This window comes from Pseudomonas sp. AP3_22 TE3818, assembly GCF_053628995.1.
The window spans coordinates 2,569,278-2,595,664 of the sequence record NZ_JBRJHL010000001.1; the positions used below are offsets into that span (position 1 = coordinate 2,569,278).

At 61.9% G+C, this 26,387-nt stretch carries 25 protein-coding genes and 1 pseudogene; 12 read left to right on the forward strand and 14 right to left on the reverse strand.

From position 1 onward, the window contains the following. Positions 1-14: 14 nt before the first annotated feature. Positions 15-1,469: a flavin-containing monooxygenase gene (locus AB7M25_RS11680; RefSeq protein WP_454237322.1), complete on the reverse strand. Its 1,455-nt coding sequence runs from the start codon at positions 1,467-1,469 to the stop codon at positions 15-17. A gap of 199 nt (positions 1,470-1,668) precedes the next feature. Here AB7M25_RS11680 and AB7M25_RS11685 point away from each other — a divergent pair, with 199 nt between their 5' ends. Next, positions 1,669-2,742: a diguanylate cyclase gene (locus AB7M25_RS11685; RefSeq protein WP_429389546.1), complete on the forward strand. Its 1,074-nt coding sequence runs from the start codon at positions 1,669-1,671 to the stop codon at positions 2,740-2,742. Positions 2,743-3,069: 327 nt separating this feature from the next. Here the strand turns inward: AB7M25_RS11685 and AB7M25_RS11690 are convergent, their stop codons facing one another. The 3 genes from AB7M25_RS11690 to AB7M25_RS11700 form a co-directional block, all read right to left on the reverse strand. Beyond that, positions 3,070-3,939 carry an isocitrate lyase/PEP mutase family protein gene (locus AB7M25_RS11690; protein ID WP_007975765.1) on the reverse strand — a complete coding sequence of 290 codons (870 nt, stop codon included), beginning with the start codon at positions 3,937-3,939 and terminating at the stop codon, positions 3,070-3,072. Positions 3,940-4,081: 142 nt separating this feature from the next. Then, positions 4,082-5,116, reverse strand: a complete 1,035-nt coding sequence (gene astA, locus AB7M25_RS11695) for an arginine N-succinyltransferase (RefSeq protein ID WP_454237323.1) — start codon at positions 5,114-5,116, stop codon at positions 4,082-4,084. 55 nt (positions 5,117-5,171) lie between these two features. Next, positions 5,172-6,188 (reverse strand): arginine N-succinyltransferase, encoded by a 1,017-nt coding sequence (locus tag AB7M25_RS11700; RefSeq protein ID WP_454237324.1) that lies wholly within the window; start codon positions 6,186-6,188, stop codon positions 5,172-5,174. 563 nt (positions 6,189-6,751) lie between these two features. On the opposite strand from AB7M25_RS11700, the gene AB7M25_RS11705 reads away from it, so the two are divergent. Together AB7M25_RS11705 and cobF are read left to right on the forward strand one after the other, a co-directional pair. After that, on the forward strand, positions 6,752-7,324 hold the full coding sequence (locus AB7M25_RS11705) for a histidine phosphatase family protein (protein ID WP_454237325.1): 573 nt from the start codon (positions 6,752-6,754) through the stop codon (positions 7,322-7,324). Continuing rightward, positions 7,324-8,079 (forward strand): precorrin-6A synthase (deacetylating), encoded by a 756-nt coding sequence (gene cobF, locus AB7M25_RS11710; RefSeq protein ID WP_429517225.1) that lies wholly within the window; start codon positions 7,324-7,326, stop codon positions 8,077-8,079. Before AB7M25_RS11705 ends, cobF begins: the two co-directional genes overlap by 1 nt. Before the next feature lie 115 nt (positions 8,080-8,194). Here cobF and ftrA read toward each other — a convergent pair whose 3' ends face one another. After that, positions 8,195-9,169, reverse strand: a complete 975-nt coding sequence (gene ftrA, locus AB7M25_RS11715) for a transcriptional regulator FtrA (protein WP_429389536.1) — start codon at positions 9,167-9,169, stop codon at positions 8,195-8,197. A gap of 101 nt (positions 9,170-9,270) precedes the next feature. On the opposite strand from ftrA, the gene AB7M25_RS11720 reads away from it, so the two are divergent. Further along, complete coding sequence (locus AB7M25_RS11720) at positions 9,271-9,705, forward strand: rhodanese-like domain-containing protein (protein ID WP_429519645.1); 435 nt, start codon at positions 9,271-9,273, stop codon at positions 9,703-9,705. A gap of 90 nt (positions 9,706-9,795) precedes the next feature. Here the strand turns inward: AB7M25_RS11720 and AB7M25_RS11725 are convergent, their stop codons facing one another. After that, entirely contained in the window at positions 9,796-10,437 is a 642-nt protein-coding gene (locus AB7M25_RS11725; RefSeq protein ID WP_429389533.1) for a type 1 glutamine amidotransferase, read from the reverse strand. 330 nt (positions 10,438-10,767) lie between these two features. Between AB7M25_RS11725 and AB7M25_RS11730 the strand changes: the two genes are divergently transcribed. The 3 genes from AB7M25_RS11730 to AB7M25_RS11740 all read left to right on the forward strand — a co-directional run bounded on the left by AB7M25_RS11730 (position 10,768) and on the right by AB7M25_RS11740 (position 13,765). Then, complete coding sequence (locus AB7M25_RS11730) at positions 10,768-11,547, forward strand: ABC transporter substrate-binding protein (RefSeq protein WP_007975754.1); 780 nt, start codon at positions 10,768-10,770, stop codon at positions 11,545-11,547. A 198-nt stretch (positions 11,548-11,745) separates the two neighbouring features. After that, positions 11,746-12,858 carry a succinylglutamate desuccinylase/aspartoacylase family protein gene (locus AB7M25_RS11735; protein ID WP_454237326.1) on the forward strand — a complete coding sequence of 371 codons (1,113 nt, stop codon included), beginning with the start codon at positions 11,746-11,748 and terminating at the stop codon, positions 12,856-12,858. Positions 12,859-13,048: 190 nt separating this feature from the next. After that, positions 13,049-13,765: an alpha/beta hydrolase gene (locus tag AB7M25_RS11740; RefSeq protein WP_429389530.1), complete on the forward strand. Its 717-nt coding sequence runs from the start codon at positions 13,049-13,051 to the stop codon at positions 13,763-13,765. A 3-nt stretch (positions 13,766-13,768) separates the two neighbouring features. Here the strand turns inward: AB7M25_RS11740 and AB7M25_RS11745 are convergent, their stop codons facing one another. The 3 genes from AB7M25_RS11745 to AB7M25_RS11755 all read right to left on the reverse strand — a co-directional run bounded on the left by AB7M25_RS11745 (position 13,769) and on the right by AB7M25_RS11755 (position 16,180). Beyond that, positions 13,769-14,335 (reverse strand): DcrB/PsbP domain-containing protein, encoded by a 567-nt coding sequence (locus tag AB7M25_RS11745; RefSeq protein ID WP_429389528.1) that lies wholly within the window; start codon positions 14,333-14,335, stop codon positions 13,769-13,771. A 196-nt stretch (positions 14,336-14,531) separates the two neighbouring features. Continuing rightward, the gene (locus AB7M25_RS11750) at positions 14,532-15,203 is read right to left on the reverse strand and encodes a glutathione S-transferase family protein (protein WP_429389526.1); all 672 of its coding nucleotides are present in this window, start codon (positions 15,201-15,203) and stop codon (positions 14,532-14,534) included. 182 nt (positions 15,204-15,385) lie between these two features. Continuing rightward, on the reverse strand, positions 15,386-16,180 hold the full coding sequence (locus tag AB7M25_RS11755) for a hypothetical protein (RefSeq protein WP_454238348.1): 795 nt from the start codon (positions 16,178-16,180) through the stop codon (positions 15,386-15,388). Between the two features lie 229 nt (positions 16,181-16,409). On the opposite strand from AB7M25_RS11755, the pseudogene AB7M25_RS11760 reads away from it, so the two are divergent. Together AB7M25_RS11760 and AB7M25_RS11765 are read left to right on the forward strand one after the other, a co-directional pair. Then, positions 16,410-16,532, forward strand: a pseudogene (locus AB7M25_RS11760) (chalcone isomerase family protein); the annotation flags it as partial. A gap of 57 nt (positions 16,533-16,589) precedes the next feature. After that, entirely contained in the window at positions 16,590-17,912 is a 1,323-nt protein-coding gene (locus AB7M25_RS11765) for an Nramp family divalent metal transporter (protein ID WP_429389523.1), read from the forward strand. 211 nt (positions 17,913-18,123) lie between these two features. On the opposite strand, the gene AB7M25_RS11770 is transcribed toward AB7M25_RS11765, so the two are convergent. The 3 genes from AB7M25_RS11770 to AB7M25_RS11780 are packed head-to-tail and all read right to left on the reverse strand — an operon-like array spanning position 18,124 to position 20,717. Continuing rightward, positions 18,124-19,305, reverse strand: a complete 1,182-nt coding sequence (locus AB7M25_RS11770) for an acetyl-CoA C-acetyltransferase (protein WP_104448707.1) — start codon at positions 19,303-19,305, stop codon at positions 18,124-18,126. A gap of 11 nt (positions 19,306-19,316) precedes the next feature. Further along, positions 19,317-19,982 (reverse strand): CoA transferase subunit B, encoded by a 666-nt coding sequence (locus AB7M25_RS11775; protein ID WP_007975748.1) that lies wholly within the window; start codon positions 19,980-19,982, stop codon positions 19,317-19,319. A gap of 36 nt (positions 19,983-20,018) precedes the next feature. Then, complete coding sequence (locus tag AB7M25_RS11780) at positions 20,019-20,717, reverse strand: CoA transferase subunit A (protein WP_007975747.1); 699 nt, start codon at positions 20,715-20,717, stop codon at positions 20,019-20,021. Positions 20,718-21,005: 288 nt separating this feature from the next. On the opposite strand from AB7M25_RS11780, the gene AB7M25_RS11785 reads away from it, so the two are divergent. Then, entirely contained in the window at positions 21,006-21,902 is an 897-nt protein-coding gene (locus tag AB7M25_RS11785; RefSeq protein ID WP_429389519.1) for a LysR family transcriptional regulator, read from the forward strand. A 114-nt stretch (positions 21,903-22,016) separates the two neighbouring features. Here AB7M25_RS11785 and AB7M25_RS11790 read toward each other — a convergent pair whose 3' ends face one another. Both AB7M25_RS11790 and AB7M25_RS11795 read right to left on the reverse strand, forming a co-directional pair. Then, a complete protein-coding gene (locus AB7M25_RS11790) occupies positions 22,017-22,859 on the reverse strand; it encodes an NAD-dependent protein deacetylase (RefSeq protein WP_429519637.1) in 843 nt (280 codons plus the stop codon). A 112-nt stretch (positions 22,860-22,971) separates the two neighbouring features. Then, a complete protein-coding gene (locus AB7M25_RS11795; RefSeq protein WP_429389516.1) occupies positions 22,972-24,018 on the reverse strand; it encodes a class I SAM-dependent methyltransferase in 1,047 nt (348 codons plus the stop codon). A gap of 450 nt (positions 24,019-24,468) precedes the next feature. On the opposite strand from AB7M25_RS11795, the gene AB7M25_RS11800 reads away from it, so the two are divergent. Both AB7M25_RS11800 and AB7M25_RS11805 read left to right on the forward strand, forming a co-directional pair. Beyond that, a complete protein-coding gene (locus AB7M25_RS11800) occupies positions 24,469-25,311 on the forward strand; it encodes an HvfB family MNIO-type RiPP peptide maturase (RefSeq protein WP_429389515.1) in 843 nt (280 codons plus the stop codon). Further along, positions 25,304-26,062 (forward strand): HvfC family RiPP maturation protein, encoded by a 759-nt coding sequence (locus AB7M25_RS11805; protein WP_429561505.1) that lies wholly within the window; start codon positions 25,304-25,306, stop codon positions 26,060-26,062. Before AB7M25_RS11800 ends, AB7M25_RS11805 begins: the two co-directional genes overlap by 8 nt. Positions 26,063-26,387 lie beyond the last annotated feature (325 nt).

Consider the following 26,387-nt stretch of genomic DNA (forward strand, 5'->3'; position numbering starts at 1 on the left):
TCCCTTCTATCAGCTCAGGACAAAATGTGATCGGCGGGTTTCAGCGCTCGGGTCAAGCGATGAAAGCTGAAGCTGAATCCCGGAAACATCGCAATCACATGACCGCTCTTGCTTTGATACCAACTGTGGCAACCACCGGACTTCCACACGGTACGTTCCATTTCCCGGTGGATCATTTCAGTGTAGGTACGTTCCGCCTCATGGCGAACTTCGATGCTGCGTAAACCTTGAGCCTTCAAGGTGCGAATGCAGTCGAGGATGTAATTCATCTGTGATTCGATGATGAACAGCGCCGAGGTGTGGCCGATCCCGGTGTTCGGCCCGGTGACGATAAACAGGTTGGGAAAGTCGGGCAGGGCGGTGCCGAGGTAGGCCCGCGGGTATTGCGCCCAGACCTCCTTGAGACGGGTGCCGTTTTTTCCCGTGACCGGGTAGGAAATCACCCCGTCGGTGGCGTCGTAGCCGGTGGACCAGACGATCAGGTCCAGGTCGATGTGCTGGCCGTCCTGGGTGACGATGCCGGTTTCGTCGATGGACGCGATGCCTTGCTCGCGGCTGTGCAGCGTCACGTTGCGCCGCGCCAGTGCCGGGTACAGCGTGCTGGACAGGATCACCCGTTTGCAGCCGATGGTGTAGTCCGGCGTCAGTTGGCGCCGCAGTTCGGCATCCGGCACCTGGCGTTTGAGAAAACGCAGGGCCTGGCGCTGGACCATGTGTATCGCCGGCTTCGAATACTTGAAGGCAATCACCCGGGTTTCGAACTGCCAGTAGATCCCCCAGCGCAGCAGTTTGTAGGCCGGCTTGAGTCCCAGCAGCCAGCGCTGGAAACGGCCAAAGCTGCGGTCGGCCCGGGGCAACACCCAGTGGGGCGTGCGCTGGAACACATGCAAGTGCCCCACGTCCGGGGCGATGGCCGGTATCACCTGGGCCGCACTGGCGCCACTGCCGACGATGGCCACGCGTTTGTGCCGGTAGTCGTAGTTATGATCCCAGTTGTTGGTGTGAAACGTTTTACCTTGGAAACGCTCCTGTCCTTCGAAGCGCGGCACCACCGGTTGGCTCAGTGGCCCGGTCGCGTTGATCAGGAACTGCGCGCAATACGTGCCCTTTCCGGCGGTGTAGACGGTCCAGCGCTTGCCGGTGTCGTCCCATTCGATGCGCTCGACATTCGCGTCCAGTTCCACTTTGTCGCGCAGGCCGAAGTGTTCCACTACATGGCGGGTGTAGCGATGCAACTCGGCCTGTTCGGCGAACATCTGCGTCCAGCGATACGGCGCGAAAGACAACGAATACAGCGGCGAGGGCACGTCGACGGCCGCGCCGGGGTAGGTGTTCTGGCACCAGGTGCCGCCGAAGAAATCCCGCCGCTCCAGCAGGCGAAAATCGTCGATGCCGGCCTTGAGCAAATTGATTGCAGCACATTGGCCGCCAAACCCGCTGCCGATGATCAATACTTGAAAGGTCTGCATGGGCCTCCTCTTATGGTCATTGATCAACCCCTTCTTTCATGTATAGCCGTTTCTGAAGGCGAGGCTTTTGCTTTTATGTGAGGGTGATGTCGCGATATTCAGCCCGCCAGCCGGTGACGGCTATTTAATCTCGCCCTGATAGACTCCAGCGCACAGGCACAGGCTGTTATCGCATTCCGTCGAGTGGCACAGAGGCCTTATGGAAAAAGCGGGAGGAAAGGGATTCTCATTGGCCAGGAGGCTCTATACATCGCGAATCCTGGGAGTGGCCCTGGGATTGGTGTGTGTGAGCGCGGCGATGTATCCACTCGATCCGGCGCCCTGGGTCTGGGGTTTCATGTGGTTCAATGGCCTGGTCTGGCCGCACGTGGCTTATCAATGGGCGCGCCGGGCGAAAAGGCCTTATCACGCCGAACACCGCAATCTGCTGATCGATGCCTTTCTCGGCGGCTTCTGGATTGCCGCGATGCATTTCAATCCACTGCCCAGCGCGACCACCATTTCCATGATGGCCATGAACAACGTGGCCATCGGCGGCATGCGCTTCCTGCTGGCCGGCACGGCCGCGCAAGTGCTGGGCATCGGCGTCGGTTTGCAGATTTTCGCCCCGGCGTTCATTCCAGCGACCAGCCCGCTGCAGCTCTACGCCTGTTTGCCCTTGCTGTGCCTGTATCCATTGGCGCTGGGCTGGATCTGCTTCCGCCAGGCCCATACCCTCGGGCGCCAGAAGCGTGAACTGCTGGCACTGAGCCGCACCGACAGCCTGACGGGCCTGTTCAACCATGGCACCTGGAAGGACCAGTTGGAAGTCGAGTTCCAGCGCTGCAAACGCCAGCAAAAAGGCGGGGCGATTGCCCTGATCGACATCGACCATTTCAAGGCCATCAACGACACCTACGGCCATGTTGCCGGTGACATCGTCCTGCGTCAGTTGAGCAAAATGCTCAAGCAGAACCTGCGAGCGACCGATGTGGCCGGGCGCTACGGCGGTGACGAGTTCTGCGTGATCCTTCCGGACTTGCCCCTGAACAGCGCCGCCATGGTCATGGATGCCTTGCGTGATCGCTTCGCCACCTTGGGTTACGAGCAGAGTCCGGCGCTGAAAGTCAGCCTGAGCATTGGCCTGGCGTCATTCGACCCGGCGCACACCGACGCGACGCTTTGGCTCAACGACGCCGATCATGCGCTGTACGAAGCCAAGACCACCGGTCGTAACCGCGTGATCTGTTGCGGCAATGGCAAACCCCATCGCGAACTGCTTGACTCGGCGTGACCGCCCACCGCATGACCTGTGGGAGCGGGCTTGCTCGCGAAGGCGGTGTGTCATTCAGCATTTGTATCGACTGACACTACGCCCACAGTGGATTTGTGGCGAGTCCATCACCTGTGTACACCCGCAATCCAAATGTGGGAGCGGGCTTGCTCGCGAATACGGTGTGTCATTCAGCATTTATATCGACTGACACTACGCCTTCGCGAGCAAGCCCGCTCCCACAGTGGGTTTCTGTTGGACACAAATCTTGTATTCACTCCGAATCCCTGTGGGAGCGAGCCTGCTCCGGGCGGCGATCCGACGAAGGTGGTGTATCGGGTTAAACCATCACTCCTTCACGCTCATGAACTCTTCCGCGTAGCGGATGTATTCCTCAGGTTGCGTGTAGGTGTGAGTCAGTTCGGTCGCGCTCAGGTCCGATGTCTGGGTGAGGATCTGGCGTTGTTCACGCAGGCTGTCGTAGGTCGCCTTGATCGCGGCGAAGTAGGCGCCATGGCCGTCGATGGTCACGCGCACGCCCAGTTCGGCCAGGCGCTTGTCGTCGCGCAGCAGCGGGTTGCCGTAGGTGACCAGCATCAGCGGCACGCTCAGGTGCTCGGCGATCTGCTCCAGATGGTCGAAGTCCTTGACGCCCACCATGCAGATCCCGTCGGCCCCGGCTTGCTGGTATTGCCGGGTGCGGCTGATGATTTCCTGCACCGGCAGAATCCCGGCGTGGGTGCGGGCGATGATCGCCATTTCCTTATCGCAGCGGGCTTCCAGTGCCGCGCGGATCTTGCCGACGCCTTCGGCGACCGTGATCAGGTCGGTGGATTTGCGGCCGAACTGCGCGGGCAGCAGGGTGTCTTCGATGGTCAGCGCGGCGACGCCGGCCCGTTCGAGCTCGACGATGGTGCGCATGACGTTGAGCGCGTTGCCGTAGCCGTGGTCGGCGTCGGCAATCACCGGCAACTGGGCAACGCGGCCGATGCGGGTGGCCTGTTCAGCGAACTCGCTGAGGGTGATCAGGGCAAAGTCAGGGGCGCCCAGCACCTGCAGCGAGGCGACCGAACCACCCAGGATCCCGACTTCGAAGCCCAGGTCGGCGGCGATGCGCGCCGACATCGGGTCGAACACCGAGGCCGTGTGGTAGCAGGTGTTGGAGGCGAACAATTGGCGAAAATTGCGGCGCAAATCTTGATGGGAAAGCCTGGACATATGAGTTCCACCAATGGAATGGAAGGGCTTGAGCAAAAGTGTCAACGCCGAAGAAATAAAAGGCTATCACGCGCGCAGGGGGATAATGATGACGAATTTGCTGGGTAAGCCGGATTGACGCCTGAGGCAGCAAGCTGCTAAGTCACGCCGCTGCAGCCTTTTGCCGCTGGTCGAGCAGCGGTACGGCGCGCACCGAGTCGCCGGGCTGCAGCTGCAAGCGCTTGGCGGTCAGGCGATCGACCACCAGGCTGTTGCCCGCCAGTCGGGCCTGGACGCAGGTAATGCGGCAGTTTTCCAGGCGCCGGTTGTGAATCAGCCAGAGCGGATCGCTAGCGTCCGGCGAGCCGAGGGCCAGTTGCAGCGCTCGGCTGTCGCACACGGTGCGGATACCGGAAACCGGGGCCTCGATGACCGGTCCGCCGTCGAAGATATCGATATGGCCGTTGTGGGCAAAACCTTCGGCGCTGAGGATTTTCAGGGCCGGCTCGGTGTTCGGGTGGGCCTTGCCGATCACCGCCTGGGCCTGTTCGGTGAGCAGGCAGGTGTACAGCGGCTGGCGTGGCATGAGTTCGGCGATGAACGATTTGTTGCCCAGCCCGGACAAGTGGTCGGCATGGCTGAAATCCATCTTGAAAAAATGCCGGCCGAGGCTGTCCCAGAACGGGGAGCCGCCTCGTTCGTCGGTACTGCCGCGTATTTCGGCGATCAGCCGGTTGCCGAACAGCTGCGTAAACTCGGCCACGAACAACAAACGCCCGAGCGAAAGCAAACGGCCGTTGCTTCCCTGGCGCTGATCGGGGCGCAGGTACAACGAGCAGACTTCCGATTGCCCGGTCAATTCATTGCTCAGAAACAGGGTCGGGATCTGGCGCTGGATACCCAGGTCCGCGCAAGCGCTGACCGTCATCCCGACCCGGTAGTTGTACCAGGGCTCGCGCAGACCGATTCCACCCGTCAGGGCGCTGACGCCCACCACTTGCTGCTCGTCGTCCTCGAGCACGAACAGGTAATCGGCGTCGGCCCGATCGACCTGCCCGGCGAAGGTGCGTTGGGCCCAGCGGATCCGGTAGGCCAGGCGTTCTTCGTCAACCGGCAGGCTGGTGAGTCCGGGGCTGGCTTGACGCACCAGCGTGAACAAGGCGGGCAGGTCGGTGATCTGGACCGGACGGACAATCATGCGGCTGTTCCTTGTTCATAGGGGTTCGGGCGTTGGCGTTGACCCAGGCGGGCACTCACAGGGCAATCAGCCTGACCGGACTGCCTTCGGATACCTTCAACGCCGTGCACATGGCCGCGTCCAGCGTGACGGGTTGCCCGGCGATGTAATCAAGATCGGCGACGATGGCCCGATAGTCCGTCAAGGACTCGTTGCTCACCAGATAGCTGCCCCGCGCATCGTTCACCGGGCCAGGCCGCGTGAGGCCGCACTGGCTGTGGGCGATGGACCGAATGCCCGAGGTGCGCGCATAGAGCGTCGGGCCGCCATCGAACAGATCGATGTAGCTGTTGGTTTCGAAGCCTTCACGCTCGAGGATATCGAACGCTTCCTGGCCATCGGGGTGGATGCTGCCGATGCAGTCCTGTGCCGCTTGCGGCAGCATGGGCACGTAAATCGGATACTGCGGCATCAGTTCGGCAAGAAAGGTGCGGCTTTGCAGGCCGCAAAGCCGTTCGGCCTCGACGTAGGGCAGGTCGAAGAAATGCTTGCCCACGGCATCCCAGAATGGCGAGTGCCCTTCATCACTGCTGAAACCGACGATTTCGGTGATCACCGTTGCGGAAAAACGTCCGGGATGGGCCGCGATGAACAACAGGCGCGCCCGTGACAGCAGTTCGGAATGTGCAGTGCGTACCCGTGCGGCATCGATATGGAAGCCGCGCAGCAAGGTGTGGCCACTGAGGTCGTGACACAATGACAAGGCCGGTACACCGTGCTCGATGTTCAGTTCCCGAGAGGCACTGGTGAAGTGCCGGTTGCGCAGGCTGTAGAACGGCTCGCCGTACCCCGCCGTGGCGAGGATTTCCGAGCAGCCGACCAAGTGTTGCGTCGTCAAGTCCTCGAGGACAAATAAATAATTTTCCGGGCCATGACCTTCGACGTCTTTCTCGAACGAGGCAGAGGAATCGAGAATTTTTTCGCGCAACCGTTCGCTATCGTCGGGCAGGGATGTGACACCCACCAGGCTTTCACGAGCCAGCTTCTGCAACCTTGGCAGGTCGGCCAACTCGACTGGACGCAAGACCAGCATGGAGATACTCCTGTATCAAATGATCCGGCGGGTTGAGCCGAACCTGACTATCACTGTCGGTTTTTCCACACATTTATTCGGTGGACATCTGATCGTTGTCAGGCGCCACTTTTTTCTTGTCAGATGCTGCTTGGGATTGCCTGCGTTAAACGAGGAACGGACGGCTCGGCCGCAGGCGTTGCCTGGCCAGGCACATTGATCGGGTATTGGAGAAAGGGCATCCGGGCTCCTGCTGGATGAGCGTGGCACATGTTTTAACAGTCCGTTGAAAAGAGTATTTAATTATCGCGTGCTGCCTGTCTAGTTAATTTTCGCGTGGTCCGGCCGTGCCCGAAAAAGGGGCGAAATGCCTTCAGCAAGGGGCTACGCCGATGTCGCAAAGTCTTGTAGGCCATTGCCTGAGTTGCAGTCGGCGATAACAGAAAATCAGCCGGGAAATGCCTGACGGAGTCCGTTTCAAACAGGAAAATTAAACGCCCCCAAGGCCTGCTTTCTTGCGGCACAATTGCCCGATGGCGCTCCCCTGACGCCGTTGTTCCTTTCCATCCCTGGAGTGATTGCCGGTGCAGGCGACCCGTTTAACCCTGATTTGTCACGCTCGAACCGTCGCACAGAAACTGGCGCGTTTTCCATTGGACGAACCTCTGGAGATGGATTGGCAAGCGCTCAGGCTTTCCCGTTGCAATCAGCTCAAGGGCATTCCGCGTCTTGTCTGCGGTCCGGAACTGCGCACCCGGCAAACCGCTGAGCTTTTCAGCAGTGCACCGGAAATTGTCGATGCGTTGAAGGACTGCGACTTCGGGCGTTGGGGCGGTGAGCGCATCGGCGATCTGCAAAAAACCGACCCTGGGGCGCTCGAGCATTGGCTGGGGGATCCGGCTTCGGCACCCCACGGTGGCGAGTCGCTGCTGCAACTGGGCGAGCGGGTGGGGGCGTGGTTGACCGCGTTGCAGTCGGCGCCGGGACACATCGTTGCCATTACCCACCCCTTTGTCATCCGCGCCGCACTGACGCAGGTGTTGCAGGGTGCGGCATCCGACATGATCGACGTCGAACCCCTGTCGGCGGTCGAGTTGAGGTTCCATGGCCGCTGGCGGTTGCGCTTGCCGGGCACCGACCCCGAGGACCTGCTGTGATGAAAAAACTCCTGGTCATCGGCGTCGGCGCCGGCAATCCCGACTACATCACGATGCAAGCGGTGAAGGCGCTGAATCAGGTCGACGTTTTTTTCCTCATGGACAAGGGCGAGAGCAAAGACAAGCTCATCGACTTGCGGCGCGAAATCTGCGAACGCTACATCACCGACCATGATTACCGTTTTGTCCAGGCCCACAGCCCCGAGCGCGAGCGCGGTGAGTTGGACTACAGGAGCAGTGTCGACGACTTGAACCGGGCCAAACAGCAGACCTTCGAACGGCTGATCAATGAAGAACTGTGCGACGGCCAGTGTGGTGGTTTCCTGGTGTGGGGCGACCCCGCGCTGTACGACAGCACAATCCGTATCCTTCAGGCGATCCAGGCCTCGGGCGCCTGTGGATTCGAGTTCGAGGTGATCCCCGGTATTACCAGCGTCCAGGCCCTGGCGGCACAGCACAAGGTGCCGCTGAACCAGATTGGCCGCTCCGTTGAAATCACCACGGGCCGGCGGTTGGCGGCAGGGCAGGTGAGCGATGCCGACAGCCTGGTGGTGATGCTCGATGCTCAGGATGCCTACCATCAGGTCGCGGATCAGGACACCGAGATTTACTGGGGAGCCTATCTGGGGACGCCGGACGAAATCCTGATCAGCGGCAAGCTCAAGGATGTGGCGGATGAAATCGAACGGGTGCGCAAGGCGGCGCGGCTGGCCAATGGCTGGATCATGGATACCTATCTGTTGCGCAAGCCTTGAGACTTGAATTGCCCCGGCTGGCGCCTTCGCTGGCAAGCCAGCTCCTACAGGGTTATGCGGTGTTCAAATAACCTGTAGGAGCTGGCTTGCCAGCGAAGGGGCCCTCGAGTACACCTCAAAAACCAGCACTGCCCCCACGCCCAAACCGCTCCCGATACACCGAAGGCGGCACGCCAACCACGGTGCGAAAGGCCACCCGGAAGCTTTCCACCGAGCGATAACCGCAACGTTCGGCAATCTGCTCGGTGTTCTGGTCGCTGCTTTCCAGCAGTTCGCGGGCGCGCCCCAGGCGTTGCTGCTGCAACCAGGTTTTCGGTGACTGGCCGCTGGCTTCGGTGAAGCGACGCAGGAACGTGCGTTCGCTCATGGCGGCTTCGCTGGCCAGGTCGCGCACTTCCAGCGGTTCGTGCAAGCGCTCACGTGCCCACTGCATGACGCGGGATAGATCGTTGCGCGGTGTGGGACTCACCGGCGTCGGAATGAATTGCGCCTGGCCGCCGCTGCGTTGTGGCGACATGACCAGACGGCGGGCCACGGAATTGGCCACTTGCGTGCCGAAATCCCGGGCCACCAGATGCAGGCAGGCATCGATGCCTGCCGCGCTGCCGGCGGAGGTGATCAATTGACCGGAATCGACATACAGCACGTCCGGGTCCACCAGGATGCCGGGAAACCGCTCGGCCAGTTCCGAGGTGTAGCGCCAGTGCGTGGTCGCACCGTGCCCGTCGAGCAACCCGGTGGCGGCGAGGACGAACACCCCGGAGCAGATCGACAGTAACCGTGCGCCCCGCGCATGGGCCTGGCGCAGAGCGTCGATGAGCTCTGCGGGGACCGTGGCGCTGCGGTCGCGCCAGCCGGGAATGATGATGGTGCGGGCATCGGCGAGCAATTCCATGCCGCCGTCGGCCAGGACCTGGATGCCGCCCATGGCACGCATCGGGCCTTGATCGACGGCGACGATACGATGTTCGTACCACGGGAAATCGAACTCAGGACGTGGCAGGCCGAAGATCTCCACGGCAATGCCGAACTCGAATGTGCAGAGGCCGTCGTAGGCCAGAATCGCGACCATGGCTGGGTTGGGATGCATTTGGCGGAAAATTCCCGATCGGTGTCTTGTGCGCCACTGTAGCCGCAAGTGCCGGGCGGATAAAGTCTCCCCACACCCACCGCCTCTTTGGAGTACAGCCCATGACCAGTCTGGTTCGCGAAATTCCCGCCGCCCCATCGGCCATCGCCCTGATGCATTTCAGCAACCGTCTGACGTTCGAAACCGATTGTTCCGACGTCTACGGCAGCCAGCAGGCTGGCGAAGTCGATTTCATTCTGGTGGATGTGCGTGGCCCGCTGGCGTTCGAGCGCGGGCATGTACCGGGAGCGATCAACATTCCCGGGCGCTTGCTGACCGCCGAAGGTTTGGCCGGTTATCCGAAAAACACTTTGTTCGTGGTCTATTGCGCCGGGCCTCACTGCAACGGTGCCAACAAGGCCGCGGTGAAGCTGGCGGCCCTGGGTTATCCGGTCAAGGAGATGATCGGCGGCGTGACCGGGTGGCTGGATGAAGGGTTTGAGTTGAGTGCCACTGAGCAGCGGTCGGCCCGTGAAGTGATCGGTTGCGAATGCTGACCTTCAAACACTGTTGATCCCCGTGGCGAGGGGGCTTGCCTGTGGCGAGGGGGCAAGCCCCCTCGCCACAGGAATGTGCTTTGATCTGGATCAGCGACAGGCAGCGGCCGCCCACCACTCATCGAGTGTCGCCTCCAGCCACACGGCCACCGCTGCGTAATCCGCACCGTCCTGCGACCCCCGTGGCAACGGCGACTCATCGCCAAAATGCGCATTGAGCATGGCCACCGACTCGGCGTTCCACTCCGGGTGAAACTGCAACCCCAGCCGCGCCGGCCCGGCGCGGTACATCTGTTGCACACAGTGCTCGCTGCTGGCCAACAGTTGCGCGCCAGGCGGCAGGTCGATGGCGTCTTCGTGCCACTCGAGTACCTTCAGCGCTTGCCCATCGATAAAGCTCACCGTGGTCCATCCGGTTTCGCTCCGGTCCATGCGCCGTACATGGCCGCCCAGACTCAACGCCAGCAACTGAGCCCCCAGGCATATGGCGAACACGGCCCCGCCCAGATCCAGACTGCCTTTGAGCCATTGCCGTTCGGCCGCAAGCCAGCCCGGACCGGCATTGGATTCATAAGGCCCGCCCAACAGGATCACCGGATCGGCGTTGACGGGCGGCAACTGCCCCAGGTCGGCGCGAAACACCTTCAGCGTCAGCCCTCTGGACTCGGCCCAAAAGGCGATGGCACCCGGGCCTTCGGCGGGGTGGTGCTGGATCAGGTTCAACGTGGGCATCGGGCTACTCTCGATGGGACGCAAGGGTGCCCAATGTGCCGTAAAACACCCGGTATCGCCAGTCGACCCGGTACGTCCGTTGGCGCCGAAAGAGCTGCAGTCCTGGCCTGAAAGCGCGATCTGTCCGACGGACGTTGCGCCGTCATGGCACGTTCACCGCAATGACTCGATCCTGGCGCCACTTTTTTATAAATATTTGTCGCCTTGGCGTAATTTACCCTCCTGTGGCCGCTCTAGACTGCCGGCCACTTCGGTTCCCGCTCACAAAGTGAAGACCGGACGCTGCCAATCGAAGCTGCCAATAAAAGCCTCCGCACACAGGAGTTATAAATGAAGAAGCTAGTGATGTTCGGTGCCCTGGCACTGTCGATGTTGTCCCTGACCGCCGTGGCTGACGACGCCAAGCCGATCCGCATCGGCATCGAAGCCGGCTACCCGCCATTTTCGATGAAAACCCCTGACGGCAAACTCACCGGTTTCGACGTGGACATCGGCGATGCCCTGTGCGAGCAGATGAAGGTCAAGTGCACCTGGGTCGAGCAAGAGTTCGACGGCCTGATCCCTGCGCTGAAGGTCAAGAAAATCGACGCCATCCTGTCGTCCATGACCATCACTGACGACCGCAAGAAGAACGTCGATTTCACCATCAAGTACTACCACACCCCGGCGCGCTTCGTGATGAAGGAAGGCACCGACGTCAAGGATCCGCTGACCGAGCTCAAGGGCAAGAAAGTCGGTGTACTGCGCGCCAGTACCCACGACCGCTTCGCCACTGAAGTGCTGCAACCGGCAGGGATTGTCCTGGTGCGCTACGGCTCCCAGCAGGAAGCCAACCTGGACATGGTCTCCGGCCGCATTGACGCGCTGCTGGCCGACTCGGTCAACCTGGACGACGGTTTCCTGAAAACCGATGCCGGTAAAGGTTTTGCCTTCGTCGGCCCTGAGTACAACGATCCGAAGTACTTCGGTGGCGGCGCCGGCATTGCCGTGCGCAAGGGCGATACCGCCCTGGCCGAGCAGTTCAACAAAGCCATCACCGAGATCCGCGCCAACGGCAAGTACAAGCAAGTGCAGGACAAGTACTTCAAGTTTGACGTTTACGGCGAGTAATCCAGCCGTTCGAGAAAGTGGCAGCCGTTGACGCGGCTGCCACTTTTTTTGTGCAATCATTTTCAGCAGAGAGACCTGTGGGAGCGGGCTTGCTCGCGAAGGCGTCGTGTCAGGCAGCATGGATGTTGAATGTATCGACGCCTTCGCGAGCAAGCCCGCTCCCACAGGTGATTTCGCCGTTCAATATTCGGAGTTCCCATGCAACGCATCGACCACAAACTGCCCTGGAGCCACCTGGGCACTGAGCGCACCCTCAGCGTGTTTCGTTATGGCGCGGGCCCGCGCAAGGTGTACATCCAGGCCAGCCTGCACGCCGACGAATTGCCGGGCATGCGCACGGCCTGGGAGTTGAAGAAGCGCCTGACCGAACTTGAACAACAGGGACAGTTGAACGGTGTGATCGAACTGGTGCCGGTGGCCAATCCCATTGGCCTCGACCAGCACCTGCAAGGCAGCCACATGGGGCGTTTCGAGCTGGGCAGCGGCAAGAACTTCAACCGCTCGTTCGTCGAACTCAGCGCGCCGGTGGCCGAGCGGGTCGGTGATCGCCTCGGCAGCGATGCCCAGGCCAACATCGCGTTGATTCGCCAGACCATGGGCCAGGTGCTTGACGACTTGCCGGCAGCGACATCGCAGCTGGAAGCCATGCATCGCCTGTTGCTGCGCCATGCCTGCGACGCCGACATCACCCTCGACCTGCATTGCGATTTCGACGCGGCGATCCACATTTATGCGTTGCCGCAGCACTGGCCACAATGGCGATCCCTGGCGGCGCGTTTGCAGGCCGGCGTGGCGCTGTTGTGTGAAGACTCCGGTGGCAGCTCGTTCGACGAGTCCTGTTCTTCACCCTGGTTGCGCCTGGCTCGGGCGTTCCCGGCGGCGGCGATTCCACCGGCCAACCTGGCGACCACGCTGGAGCTGGGCAGCATGGGGGACACCCGGGTCGACCAGGCCCGGGCCAATGGCGAGGCCATTCTCGGCTTTCTCGCCGAGCAGGGTTTCATCTCCGGCACCTGGCCGGCGGCACCGGCCGACTGCTGTGAAGGCATGCCGTTCGAAGGCACCCAATACCTGTTCGCACCGCATCACGGCGTGGTCAGTTTCCTGCGTGAAGCCGGGGAATGGGTAGAGAAGGGCGATGCGCTGTTCGAGGTGGTCGACCCGTTGAACGACAAGGTCACCACCGTGCAGGCCGGCACCAGTGGCGTGCTGTTCGCCATCGATCGTGGGCGCTACACCCAGCCTGGCACCTGGCAGGCGAAAGTCGCCGGGCGTGAGCCGATTCGGGTGGGGAAGCTGATCAACGACTGATCCGAAGGATTTGCAGTCTGTTCGGGCCTCTTCGCGGGCAAGCCCGCTCCCACAGGTTTTGTGAACGCCACACATCCAGTGTGGGAGCGGGCTTGCTCGCGAAGGCGGCATCAGCCACGCCCGAGATGTTCCTGCCTACTGCACAGTGTTAGGCTCTTGCGCGAATCCTGCATTCCGTGAAGGAAGACCCATGTTGAAGATTCTCGCGCTGCTCACGCTGTTGGCATCCACTGCCGTCCACGCCCAAACCCCGCTGCAAACCGACCTGCCACTCAAGTACCTGGCGCAGGCCACCACCGATTCGAACCCTCAGCCCCTGGTGATTTTCCTTCACGGTTACGGCAGTAACGAGCAGGACCTGTTCGGCATCAAGGATGACTTGCCCGCGTCCTACACCTACCTGTCGGTGCAGGCACCTTTGGTAATGGAGGCGGGCAGTTATCAGTGGTTTCGCAAGAAGGGCGAAGGGGCCTACAACGGCGAGACCGATGATCTGAAGTCCAGTGGCCAGGTGTTGCTGGACTTCGTCGCACAGGCCACGAAGAAATATCACACCGAACCCGAGAAGGTGTTCCTGGTCGGTTTCAGCCAGGGCGCGATCATGTCTTACGAAGTGGGCTTGCGGCACCCCGAAGCGCTCGGCGGGATCGCGGCGTTGAGCGGGCGGATTCTGCCGGTGCTCAAGGCCGAGCTCAAACCGGATGAAAAGCGCCAGTCGCTGGCGATTTTCATTGGTCATGGCGAGCAGGACAAACGCCTTCCCTACAGCGACGGCACTGAAGCCAACAGCCTCTTGCAGAGTGTGTCACTCGAACCCGAGTTTCACGGCTACCCCGGTGTCGGCCACACCATCAGCGCCGAAGAGATTCAGGACTTGAGCGCCTGGTTGCAGCGTCTTAACCCCTGAGTCTTATTTTCCGCTGACGATCTGTTTGATCAGGGTTTCATGGGCCGCCATGTCGCCGGGGCGGGAAATCACCTGGATCACCGCCATGCGGGTGCCGGAGGCGGCCATCAGCGTGGTGGTGAGGGTCAGGCCACCACCCTGGGTGGCGGTGCCGTCGACCTGGCGCAAGCCCAGCCCGGATTTCTGGGTCAGGGTTTTCTCGCTGAGCTTGTTGTAGTCGGGCAGGGACTTGTGTTGCGCCGCATCGAAGTCGGCCACGGTGCCGTCGAGGAACCCGCCGTCGTTGTCCTTGACGCTGACACCGTTGGGCAGGGTGTTTTCAGCGGCGATCACTACGGTCTTGGTGGTTTCATTGCTGTACAGGGTGCCGCTGGCACCGTCCGGGCTGGCGGGCAGCGGGTTGGCGATGAACCCCTTGGGCAGGTTGAAGGTGAACTTGCCGCCGAGCATCGAGACTTTCTGGGCGGGCGCATCGCTGGAAGTGGCCTTGGCGGCCTGCGCATTCAAAGCCCCCAGGCCGGTAGCGGCTGCCAGCAGCAGGACAAGGGCTTTTTTACTCAATAAAGACATCGGAATCTCCAGGGATGGGCGCGCGGTGGGGCGCGATCATCCCACGGAGGTTGTGCTGCATTCCAGCGTGCCCTAACGAGTGGTCACTTGCGGTGAGATCACTTTCCTGTGGTGAGGGGGCAAGCCCCCTCACCACAGGCAACCCCCACCACATTGATCACTCATTTCATCACCCTCACAGGCTGGAACCGGCGGATCAGGCCTGGTTTTGCGGGAACAGGTTGCGACGGGTTTCTTCGTCGAATTCGGCCTTGAGCACCAGTTTCTCCTTCAGGCCATGGGCGCGCAGGGCGGCGGGGCGGGTGCTGATTTCATCGTACAGGCGCTTGACGTTGGGGTACGCCGCCAGACCGTTCTCACCGAGGATGTATGGCGCGTAATTGGCCCAGCCCCACAGGGCCATGTCGGCGATGCTGTAGGTGTCGCCGGCCAGGTACTGATGTTTGGCCAGGCGCTCGTCGAGTATGCGGTAATGGCGTTCGACTTCCTTGAGATAGCGGTTTTTTGCGTAAGGCAGATCTTCCGGTGCGTGGTGCCGGAAGTGCACCGCCTGACCGGAGAACGGCGACAGGCCGGTACCGATGAACATCAGCCAGGAAAGCATTTCGGCCTGGCCGGCAACGGACGTCGGCACAAAGCGCTGATGTTTGTGCGCCAGGTGCAGCAGGATCGCCTGGGAGTCGAACACGCTGGCATCGCCATCCACCAGCGCGGGAACCTTGGCGTTCGGGTTGATCGCCAGGAAGGCTGGCTGGTGTTGCTCGCCCTTGAAGGTGTCAACGCCGATCAATTCGTAGGGCGTTTGCAGCTCTTCGAGCAGCAGGGCAACTTTCATCGGGTTCGGCGAAGGGTGGAAGAAGAATTTCATGGTGCAGGCCTCAGTTGGGTCGTGGGGGGAGCTGAGGCTGATGTTGACGCAAACCCGTTCGATTGACGTACGGGGCAGTTGTTCTACTCGTGCGAAACCATCGAACGGGTTGCGGGTGCTTCAAAGGGCGGGATGCCTACGGTGAGGGCGGGCAACATCCTGGCCCGCTGACATCATGCAGCTTAGCGCTTGATGGTCGCTCCTCCAGTGCCCGTCGTCGGGCCGACCGGCCGCGCCAGCAAGCGTTTGGTCACCCCCAGCATGGCCACCGACACCGCAACGCCCAGGACAAAGGCGTTCATCCCCATCGACGGCAGGGCCAGGGCCAATACCAGGCAAAACGCGGCGAACGAATACATGCCGGTGGCGGTGGCGCGCAGCAACGCGGCGGTAAAGGCCGGGCCACGGGTTTGCTGGGAGAACACCGCCATCACGCTGCCCAATACCGGGAACACCGCCAGCAGACCGCTCCACCGGTCGCCGACGGTGCTGGCCAGCAGCGTCACGACCAGGGTGAGCAATGCACCGGCCACCATGCGCAGCACAAGCTTGTCGGATTTCGGCCCCGGGCCACTGAGCACCGGTTGCACGGCGGGGAACAGATAGGGCGCGGCGAGCAGCGCGGTCGCGGCGGCGCACAGGGAAAACACCAGGGATCCCGGGATCAGCGACAGGACAACCGCCACCAGCGCCCAGACCGACAGCGAGATCAGCAACGCCAGTGGCCATCCGGCCCGTTGGGCGACCCGGGCGTAGGTCACGCAAAACGCAATCATCGCGAACATGGCCGACAGCGCCGCCGTGGCCGATTGCGCAGCGAACGCCTGGCCTTGCTCAAGGGCAAGGAACAACAGGATCGGTCCGACCACCACCGGCAACCCCGACAGCCAACCGGCCACGCTCGGTCCCCAGCGTTTGCCAGCCAGGGAAATCAGTAGCAGGAAGCCTGGGATTACCAGCAGTTTGAGGATCAACACGCGCATGTCTCCGACCTGTGTGAGGTGGCAACGGTAACATTGCATCGGCTAGATTGCTTTATCTGTATGCGGATTTTGTATACATAAAGCCCTTCTGAATTTGTACGAAAGGATCTTTTGCGCCTGCGTTTCCTGGGCATCCTGCGATGAGGCCAACCTGCCATGAACCACCCACGATCACCGCTGCGCCATGGTCTGTGGTTGCTTGTATTGAGCTGCCAGGCTTCCAGGGCAGCAGATGCTGCGTGATGTGAAGGATCTGCAATTCGCCCAGGCTTTTTTTGCCATTTGGCTCGATCCGCGCACCAGCAACCCCGAGCTGCGACAGCAGTTGCTGGGCATGGCCCCCTGAACTTTGCGATGATCGCAACCTGTTTGCGAGCCTTGCCACCTGTTGATGGATCATCGTGTGAAATTCAGTTTTTTGCCTAGAACCGCGACTGCGCCGTTTTGCCCACCGGAAGTGGCTGGAAGCGTCGCCGTCGACCCGCGCGCCTCGTTCTTCAAGCGTGTCCTGCGTTTTGCCGGGCCGGGGTTGTTGGTGTCCATCGGTTACATGGACCCGGGCAACTGGGCCACCGCCATCGAGGCTGGCTCGCGGTTCGGCTACAGCCTGTTGTTCGTGGTGTTGCTGGCAAGCCTGGCGGGGATGGTGGTGCAGTGCCTGTGTTCGCGCCTGGGCATTGCCACCGGGCGTGACCTGGCGCAATTGTCCCGGGAGCGCTACAGCACGCGCACCGCTCGCACGCAGTGGTTTCTGGCGGAGATCTCCATTATCGCCACCGACCTGGCCGAGGTACTTGGCTGCGCGCTGGCGTTCCATTTGTTGCTCGGTTGCTCGCTGACTTTCGGCATTGCCCTCACGGCGTTCGACACCTTGTTGGTGCTGGCCTTGCAGAACCGTGGCTTCCGTCGGCTCGAAGCGATCATGCTGGTACTGGTCGGCACCATTGGCGTGTGCTTTTTTGTCGAGTTGCTGCTGATCAAACCCTACTGGCCCGATGTCGCCCGCGGCTTCACGCCGTCGCTGGCGGCCATCGGCGATGCTGCGCCGCTGTACCTGGCCATCGGCATCCTCGGGGCCACGGTCATGCCGCATAACCTGTACTTGCACACGTCCATCGTGCAAACCCGGTTGATCGGCAAGGACCTGGCCAGCAAGCAGGACGCGGTCAAACTGGCGCGCATCGACACCATCGGCTCCCTGGCACTGGCGTTGCTGGTCAACGCGGCGATCCTGATTCTGGCGGCGGCAGCGTTCCACCAGACCGGGCACACCGATGTCGTGGACATACAGGATGCCTACCACTTGCTCGACCCGCTGGTGGGCGGGGCCTTGGCCAGTGTGTTGTTTGGCGTGGCGCTGCTGGCCTCGGGGCAGAGTTCGACCTTCACCGGTACCATCGCCGGCCAGGTGATCATGGAAGGGTTCCTGAACCTGCGCATTCCCTGCTGGCAACGACGCCTGATTACGCGCGGGCTGGCGTTGATCCCTGCGTTCATCGGCGTGTGGTTGATGGGCGATGACGCCATCGGCAAGTTGCTGGTGTTGAGCCAGGTCGTGTTGAGCCTGCAATTGCCGTTTGCGTTGTACCCGTTGATTCGTATGACCAACGATCACTCACTCATGGGGCCGCTGGTGAACCGGCTGCCGACTCGGGTGCTGGCGTGGGGCTTGTTTGTGGTGATCAGTGGGGCGAACAGTTGGCTGATTCTGCAGTTTCTGGGGTGACAGTTCCGGCCCCTTCGCGGGCAAGCCCGCTCCCACAGTGGACCGCGCTCGTCTGGACAATGGTGGGAGCGGGCTTGCCCGCGATAAACGATGACTCAGTCCACTTGAAAAAACGCAGGCAAAAAAGAACCCGGTGCGACTTGCATCGCACCGGGTGTTTGTCCAGACGGCGACGGATCTTCGTGGGTCCCCGCGCCGTCTGTTGAACGCTTTAAGCCCGTTCGAGCGCCAGCGCCACGCCCTGACCGCCACCGATGCACAGGGTGGCGAGGCCTTTCTTGGCGTCACGCTTGAGCATTTCATGCAGCAGGGTCACCAACACGCGGCAACCCGAAGCACCGATCGGGTGGCCCAGGGCAATGGCGCCGCCGTTGACGTTGACCTTGTTCAAGTCCCATTCCAGGTCCTTGGCCACCGCCAGCGATTGCGCGGCGAAGGCTTCGTTGGCTTCGATCAGGTCCAACTGGTCGATGTTCCAGCCGGCCTTGTCCAGGCAGCGACGGGTGGCCGACACCGGGCCGATGCCCATGATCGCCGGGTCAACGCCTGCGTTGGCGTAGGCCGCGATTTTCGCCAGTACCGGCAGGCCCAGGGCCTTGGCCTTTTCGGCGCTCATCAGGATCACGGCGGCGGCACCGTCGTTCAGCGACGAAGCGTTGCCGGCGGTCACCGAACCGTCCTTCTTGAAGGCCGCTTTGAGTTTGCCCAGGGATTCGGCGGTGGTGCCGGCCCGTGGCTGCTCGTCGGTGGCGAAGGACAGCGGATCGCCCTTGCGCTGCGGGATCAGGATCGGGGTGATTTCATCGACGAAGCGCCCGGCTTCGATGGCGGCTACGGCTTTCTGCTGCGAGGCGGCGGCGAACGCGTCCTGCTGCTCGCGCGTCAGGCTGTACTTCTCGGCCAGGTTCTCGGCGGTGATGCCCATGTGGTAGTCGTTGAACGCGTCCCACAGGCCATCGCTGATCATGGTGTCGACGATCTGCGCGTGGCCCATGCGCAGGCCGGTGCGCGCGCCGGGCATGACGTAGTTGGCCAGGCTCATGTTTTCCTGGCCGCCGGCGATGATCACCTCGGCATCGCCGCAGCGAATCGCCTGGGCACCCAGGTGCAGGGCCTTGAGGCCCGAACCGCAGACTTTGTTCAGGGTCATGGCCGGTACGGCGAAGGGCAGGCCGGCCTTGATCGCGGCCTGGCGCGCAGGGTTCTGCCCGGCGCCGGCGGTCAGCACCTGGCCCATGATCACTTCATCGACTTCGGCCGGGTCCAGGCCGGTTTGCGCCAGCAACTGACGGATCACCGCAGCGCCCAGGTCAACGGCAGAAACATTGGCCAGGGAACCCTGGAAACTGCCGATCGCGGTGCGCGTGGCGGCAACAATGACGACTTCTTGCATGGAATGATTCCTCACTGGGCAGCGAACTGCATTTCCGGAACGTGGTCCGGGACGATCAGTTTACCAGCGGTCTTGGCGACGATTTCCTCGACACTGACGCCGGGTGCGCGTTCCTTGAGGACAAATGCGCCATTTTCGATTTCCAGGTAGGCGAGGTCGGTCAGCACGCGCTTGATGCACCCGGCGCCGGTCAGCGGCAGGCTGCATTGGGACAGCAGCTTGGACTCACCGTCCTTGGAGGCGTGGGTCATGATGACGATGATGTTGTCTGCGCCGGCCACCAGGTCCATCGCGCCGCCCATGCCCTTGACCAGCTTGCCGGGGATCATCCACGAGGCGATGTTGCCTTGCACGTCCACTTCGAAGGCGCCCAGCACGGTCAGGTCGACATGGCCACCGCGGATCATCGCGAAGGACTCGGCCGAGGAAAAGATCGAAGCGCCGATGCGCGCGGTCACCGTTTGTTTGCCGGCGTTGATCATGTCGGCATCGATGGTTTCTTCAGTAGGGAACGGCCCCATGCCCAGCAGGCCGTTTTCCGACTGCAGCATGACTTCCATGCCTTCAGGGATGTAGTTGGCGACCAGGGTCGGAATGCCGATGCCCAGGTTCACGTAGAAGCCGTCCTGCATTTCGCGGGCGACGCGTTGAGCCATTTGTTCGCGGGAAAGTGCCATTGTCGTTATTCCTTCATTCGGTCCGGGGGCAGGGGATCACTTACGCACGGTGCGCTGTTCGATGCGCTTCTCGAACGTGCCGCAGATGATCCGGTCGACGTAGATGCCAGGGGTGTGGATCTGCGCCGGGTCCAGCTCGCCGGGTTCGACGATTTCTTCGACTTCGACCACGGTGATCTTGCCGGCAGTGGCGGCCAGCGGGTTGAAGTTCTGGGCGGTGTGGCGATAGATCACGTTACCGAAATGGTCGGCTTTCCAGCCTTTGACGATGGCGAAGTCGCCGGTGATGGACTCCTCCATCAGGTACTTGCGGCCATGGAATTCGCGCACTTCCTTGCCTTCGGCAACCGGAGTGCCCACGCCGGTGGCGGTGAAAAAGGCCGGAATGCCGGCGCCGCCCGCGCGCATTTTCTCGGCGAGCGTACCTTGCGGGGTCAGGATGACTTCGATTTCGCCCTTGAGCAGTTGCTCTTCGAACAGCTTGTTTTCGCCGACGTAGGACGCCACCACTTTGCTGATCTGGCGGTCGGTGAGCAGTACGCCAAGGCCGAAACCGTCGACGCCGCAGTTGTTGGAGACCACGGTGAGGTCGCGAGTGCCCTTGCGCTTGATCTCGGCGATCAGGTTTTCCGGGATCCCGCACAGGCCGAAGCCGCCAGCGATCACGGTCATGCCGTCTTCAAGACCTGCCAGAGCTTCCTCGTAGGAACTCACGCGCTTGTCGAAACCTGCCATATGCACCTCTTTTATTCTTTGTGGGCGGCTGGCTAGCCGAATGGAGTTGAGTGTCGCGCCGGAAGATTCATTTGTTAAGTTGTTTTTTAGAGCGGATTGATTGATAAAGATCATTAAACGACAATCCTGTAGGAGCTGGCTTGCCAGCGATGGCGTCGGATCGATCAACATCCATGTCGCCTGCCAAATCGCTATCGCCGGCAAGCCGGCTCCTACAGGTCGTCCCTTGGCTGTTGATTTTATCTTGAGACTTGAAATCTGCTGCTTGCAACCGGAGCGAAGCGACCTATGACCGTCAAACAGATCCGTGCCTTTCTGGCCGTGGCCCAAAGCCTGAGCTTTGCCGTGGCCTGTGAACGCCTGCACCTGTCGCAATCGGCCCTGAGCCTGACCATCAAAGCGCTGGAAGAGGGCCTAGGCGGGCGCCTGTTCACCCGCAACACGCGCAACGTGGCGCTCACCGCCGAAGGCGAAGCCCTGGTGCCGCTGGCGCGCCGGTTGATCGCCGACTGGGACAATGTCGAGGACGAGTTGCGCCAACGCTTCACCCTGCAGCGCGGTCGCGTGACCCTGGCGGCCATGCCATCGTTCGCCGGCAACCTGCTGCCGCCGATCCTCAAGACCTTCCGCGCCCGTTACCCGAACGTCAACGTGACGGTCAATGACGTGATCAACGAGCAGGTGCTGGAAATGGTCCGTGACCGCCAGGTTGAACTGGGGGTGGCGTTCGAGCCGACCCAGAGTTCGCCGCTGCAATTCACGCCGTTGTACATCGATCGATTCGTGGCGGTGGTGCCCCTGGATTCGGCGCTGGCCGAACTCGATGACATCGATTGGCAGACCCTGCTCAAGGAGCCGTTCATTACCTTGCAGCGACCTTCCACCGTGCGGGTCATGCTTGAAGAGCACCTGCAGGCCCGCGGCATGAAGCTGTCGGTGGAGTTTGAAAGCCATCAACTGGCGACGGTCGGGCGCATGGTCGCCAGCGGCCTGGGCGTGAGCGCGGTGCCGGCCTTGTGTGCCGGGCAGATGCGTGAGCTGGGGGCGCGCTGCCTTACCTTGCGCGATCCGGTGGTGGAGCGGGCGCTTGGGGTGTTGACGTTGCCGGGGGGAGAGCTGTCGGCGGCGGCGCAGGCGTTGTTTGATGTGCTGAAGGAGGAAAACCTGGGCGAGCGACTGACTTGAATTGAACGGAACCTGTAGGAGCTGGCTTGCCAGCGAAGGCGGTCTGTCGGCCAATACCCATGTTGAATGTACTGGCCCCTTCGCCGGCAAGCCGGCTCCTACACGTTATTGGGGTCAGGAAGTGAGGCGTTCTGCCAATAAGGGCAACAGCTGCTCGCACGACCCCTCGATCTTCATATCCAGAATGTCGTCCGCCCGGGTCTTGCCCAGGTTGATGGCGATCAACGGTTTGCCCTGGTCCACCACCGCCCGGCACAAGCGGAACGCCGAATAGGCCATCAGCGAAGACCCGATCACCAACAACCCGGCAGCCTGTTCAACGGCCGCCATCGCCTTGGCAGCCGTGGCCTGCGCGACGTTTTCACCAAAAAACACCACATCCGGCTTCATCCGTTCCCCGGCGCAATGCGGGCAGTGCGGGACCTGGAAACGTGCCTCGAAGGCCGGGTCGAGCAGAGTGTCGCCGTCCGGCGCCTGTACCGCGTCGACGCCGGCCAGGTACGGGTTGCGGGTTTCCATCAAGCGCTGGATCGAATCGCGCTCGCAGCGCCGGCCGCAATCGAGGCACAACACCCGGTGCAAACTGCCGTGGAGTTCGATCACGTCATGGCTGCCGGCCTGGTCGTGCAGGGTGTCGACGTTCTGGGTGATCAACCCGCTGATCTGTCGCGTGCCCTGCAGCCGGGCCAGGGTGTCGTGGGCCACGTTCGGCTGCGCCAGGCGCACCCGTGGCCAGCCGAGCATCGCCCGCGCCCAATAGCGTCGCCGGGACTCCGGGGCGGAGAGAAACTCCTGGTACATCATCGGCTGCCGGCCCCGCCGCACACCCTGGTTGTCGCGATAATCGGGGATGCCCGACGGTGTGCTGATGCCGGCACCGGTCAGCACTGCAAACGGCGCGTCGGCCATGCGTTGATGGAGGCGGTCGATTTGCTCATGGATCATGCTGTCGAGCATGCCGGGAACCCTGTAGGAGCGAGTTTGCTCGCGATGGTGTGTCAGTCGCAACCAATGTATCTGATACACCATCGCGAGCAAGCTCGCTCCTACAGAAGACGGGCGCCGGGGGTTATTTACGTGCCTCCAGAATCAGGTTGAACGGTGTTTCCGTGGCCCGACGAAAACGGCTGAACCCGGCCTCGCTGAACACCTTGCGCAACCGCGCTTCACCGGCCTGGGCGCCGAGGCCGAGGCCGACTTCCTGGGACAGCGAGTTCGGCGTGCAAATGAAGGTCGAGGCGGCGTAGAACAGGCGTCCGACCGGGTTGACGTTGTCGTCGAGCAAGTCATTGGCGTAGGGCTCGACCAGCAGCACCGTGCCGTCGTCCTTCAACGATTCATAGGCATGTTTGGCCGCGCCCACCGGGTCGCCCATGTCGTGCAGGCAGTCGAAGTAGCAGACCAGGTCATAGTCGCTGCCGGGGTAGCTTTTCGCCGTGCCCTGGAAGAACCGGGCACGACTGGACACACCGCCTTCTTCGGCCCTTTGGGTGGCGACGGTGACGGACGGCGCGTGGTAGTCGAACCCGACGAAGCGCGAATCCGGAAATGCCTGGGCCATGATCACCGTCGAGGCGCCGTGACCGCAGCCGATGTCCGCCACTTTGGCCCCGGCTTCCAGTTTGGCCACCACGCCGTCGAGGGCCGGCAACCATTCGGCGATCAAATGGGCTTTGTAGCCGGGGCGGAAGAAACGCTCGGTGCCGCTGAACATGCACGGGTGATGCTCGCCCCAGGGCAGGGCGCCGTTGCCGCGCATGGCGTTGACCAGCTTGTCCTTGTCGTGGAAAAACGACGCGACCACGCCTATGCCCCCGGCGATATAGACCGGAGAGTCTTCGATGGCCAGGGCCAGGGCTTGCTCTTCGGGCAGGCGGAACTGGCCGTCGCGGTGTTCCATGTAGCCGGAGGCGGCGTGGGCGCTGAGCCATTCGCGCAGCAGGCGGGTGTTGCAGCCGGTTTTCTCGGCAAGGGTTTCGGGGGTGATGGGCTGGCTGTCGGCCATCGCCCGGTACAGGCCGAGCTCTTCGCCGAGGATGACGTTGGCGAGCATCGCCGCGCCGCCCATGTCATTCACCAGTTTGCCCATGAAGTCGTTGAGTCTGGCCTCGTCCATCACGTGTGCTCCTTTGGCAGGATCACGGTCCAGAGGCATCGTTTGGCGAGGCATGCGCCGCTGGGCGGTGGTCGTGGGGATGTGCAGGACACTGAGCCGGTCCTGTGTGCATTAAGTCTAGTTCGGGTCTTGTATCGCGCGGCCTGGCGCGACGAAAGCAATATGTTCCTGACTGACACTGGACCCTGTGGGAGCGGGCTTGCCCGCGAAGAGGCCGGCACATTCAAAAGAGATGCTGACTGACCCACCGCCTTCGCGGGCAAGCCCGCTCCCACAGGTATCGGCAGTGCCCGCAAGGATCGTGTATCTCACTGTATCTCGCCCGCCGTTCGATACAGTCCTGCGCAACTTCAGGCTTCAGCCAAACACAGTCCCGATACACCCTTTCGATTAACTGTGTCTCAAGGCGGGCACCGGCCCGCGCCCTTGGACACAGGCGAGATCGATACCATGCAGACATCCATTCCCCCCGTAGCCAAGGCCAGCGCAGGGCTTGGCCTGCGTCGCGGTTTACTCAAAGACCTTCAGGCCGCACCGGCAGGCAATTTTGACTTTCTGGAGGTCGCGCCGGAAAACTGGATCGGCATTGGCGGCGCCCATGGTGCGGCGCTGCGGGCACTGGCCGAGCGTTATCCGTTGTCCTGTCACGGGTTGTCCCTGTCCCTGGGCGGGCCGTCGCCGCTGGACGTCGGTTTTTTGCAGGAAGTCCGGGGTTTTCTCGATCACTACCACGTGCCGCTGTACAGCGAGCATTTGAGCTATTGCAGCGATGACGGTCACCTGTACGACCTGTTGCCGCTGCCGTTTACCGAAGAAGCGGTGCACCACGTCGCCGCGCGTATCCGTCAGGCTCAGGACATCCTCGGTCGGCGCCTGGCGGTGGAAAACGTCTCTTACTACGCCGCCCCCCAACAGGACATGGACGAGGTGACGTTCACCAATGCGGTGTTGCGCGAGGCCGATTGCGACCTGTTACTGGACGTCAACAACGTCTACGTCAACTCGATCAACCACGGTTTCGATCCCCAGGCGTTTCTCGCCGGTATCGATGCGGGACGGGTGGTGGCCATGCATATCGCCGGGCATTTCGATGAGTCCGATACCTTGAAAATCGATACCCATGGCGCTTCGGTGAAGCCGGCGGTGTGGTCGTTGCTGGCCCAGGCCTATGCCCGTTTCGGTGCTCAACCGACCTTGCTGGAGCGCGATTTCAATTTTCCGGCATTCGCCGAACTGGTGGCGGAATTGCAGACCATTCGCCGCTTGCAACAGGAGGGCATGAGCCGTGGATAAGTCGAGCCTTGTGCAGCAACAAACCACCATGGGCCTGTACCTGCGCGACCCTGAGCACAACGCGCCACCCACTGAAATGGACCCGGCGCGAGCACAGGTTTACCGCGATCTGGTGTTCGCCAACCTGTCTTCATTGCTCAGTGGAACCTTTCCGGTCCTGGTGAAGATTCTGGGCGATGAACACTGGCGTTCGCTGGTGCGGATTTTTCTGCGGGACTACCGCGCCCGCACGCCGAAATTCGGTGAGATCGCCCAGGAGTTTGTCGAGTTTCTTGCCAGTGAACCTCTGGCGTTGGCCGATGGGCCGTGGCCGCCGTTCATGGTGGAACTGGCGCATTACGAGTGGGTGGAAATGGTGCTGCAACAGTCCGACGCCGAGCCTGTGGCTGCCGGTGATGCGGCGTTGTTGCTGGATCGGCCCTTGCAGGTGTCGCCGCTGGCCTGGCCGTTGGCGTATGCCTGGCCGGTGCAACGGGTGGGGCCGGGTTATCAGCCGGACGTTTTGCCGGCTCAGCCGACGTTGTTGCTGGTGCGTCGTGCCGAGGACTGGGGTGTGAAGTTTTCCGAGTTGAGTCCGTTGGCGTGGCGGTTGTTGCTGCTTGTTGGCGAGTTTCCCGAGTTGACCGGGCGTGAGCTGTTGCAGGGGTTGGCGGTGGAGGCTGGGGCGGTGGGATCTTTGGAGTTTCTGGACGGTGGGGTGGGGTTGTTGCGGCAGATGCATGGGGAGGGGGTTTTGGGGGTTGTTGATTGAGTACATATCCGTTTCTTCGGTAACGGCGGCTGGCGGTTTCGCCCTTACGGCGAGTCACTTTTAACAAGCGCCTTAAAAGTAACCAAAAGCGCTCGCCCCTTACGTACGGCCCCTCGCTGAGGCTCGGGGTTCCTTCGCTCCGGCATTCATCCGGGGGCATTGCCCTCCGGTCGGCTTCGCTTCGACCTACATGCAATGAGTTCGACTGCGTCGAACGGCGCTGCGCGCCCATCCCCGGATGAACACCTCCGCTCAGCCTGCCGAGGGGGCGGGTGGATCAAGATCACAAGCTGCAGGCGAGCTAACGCTCGGCCTGTTGAGTGGT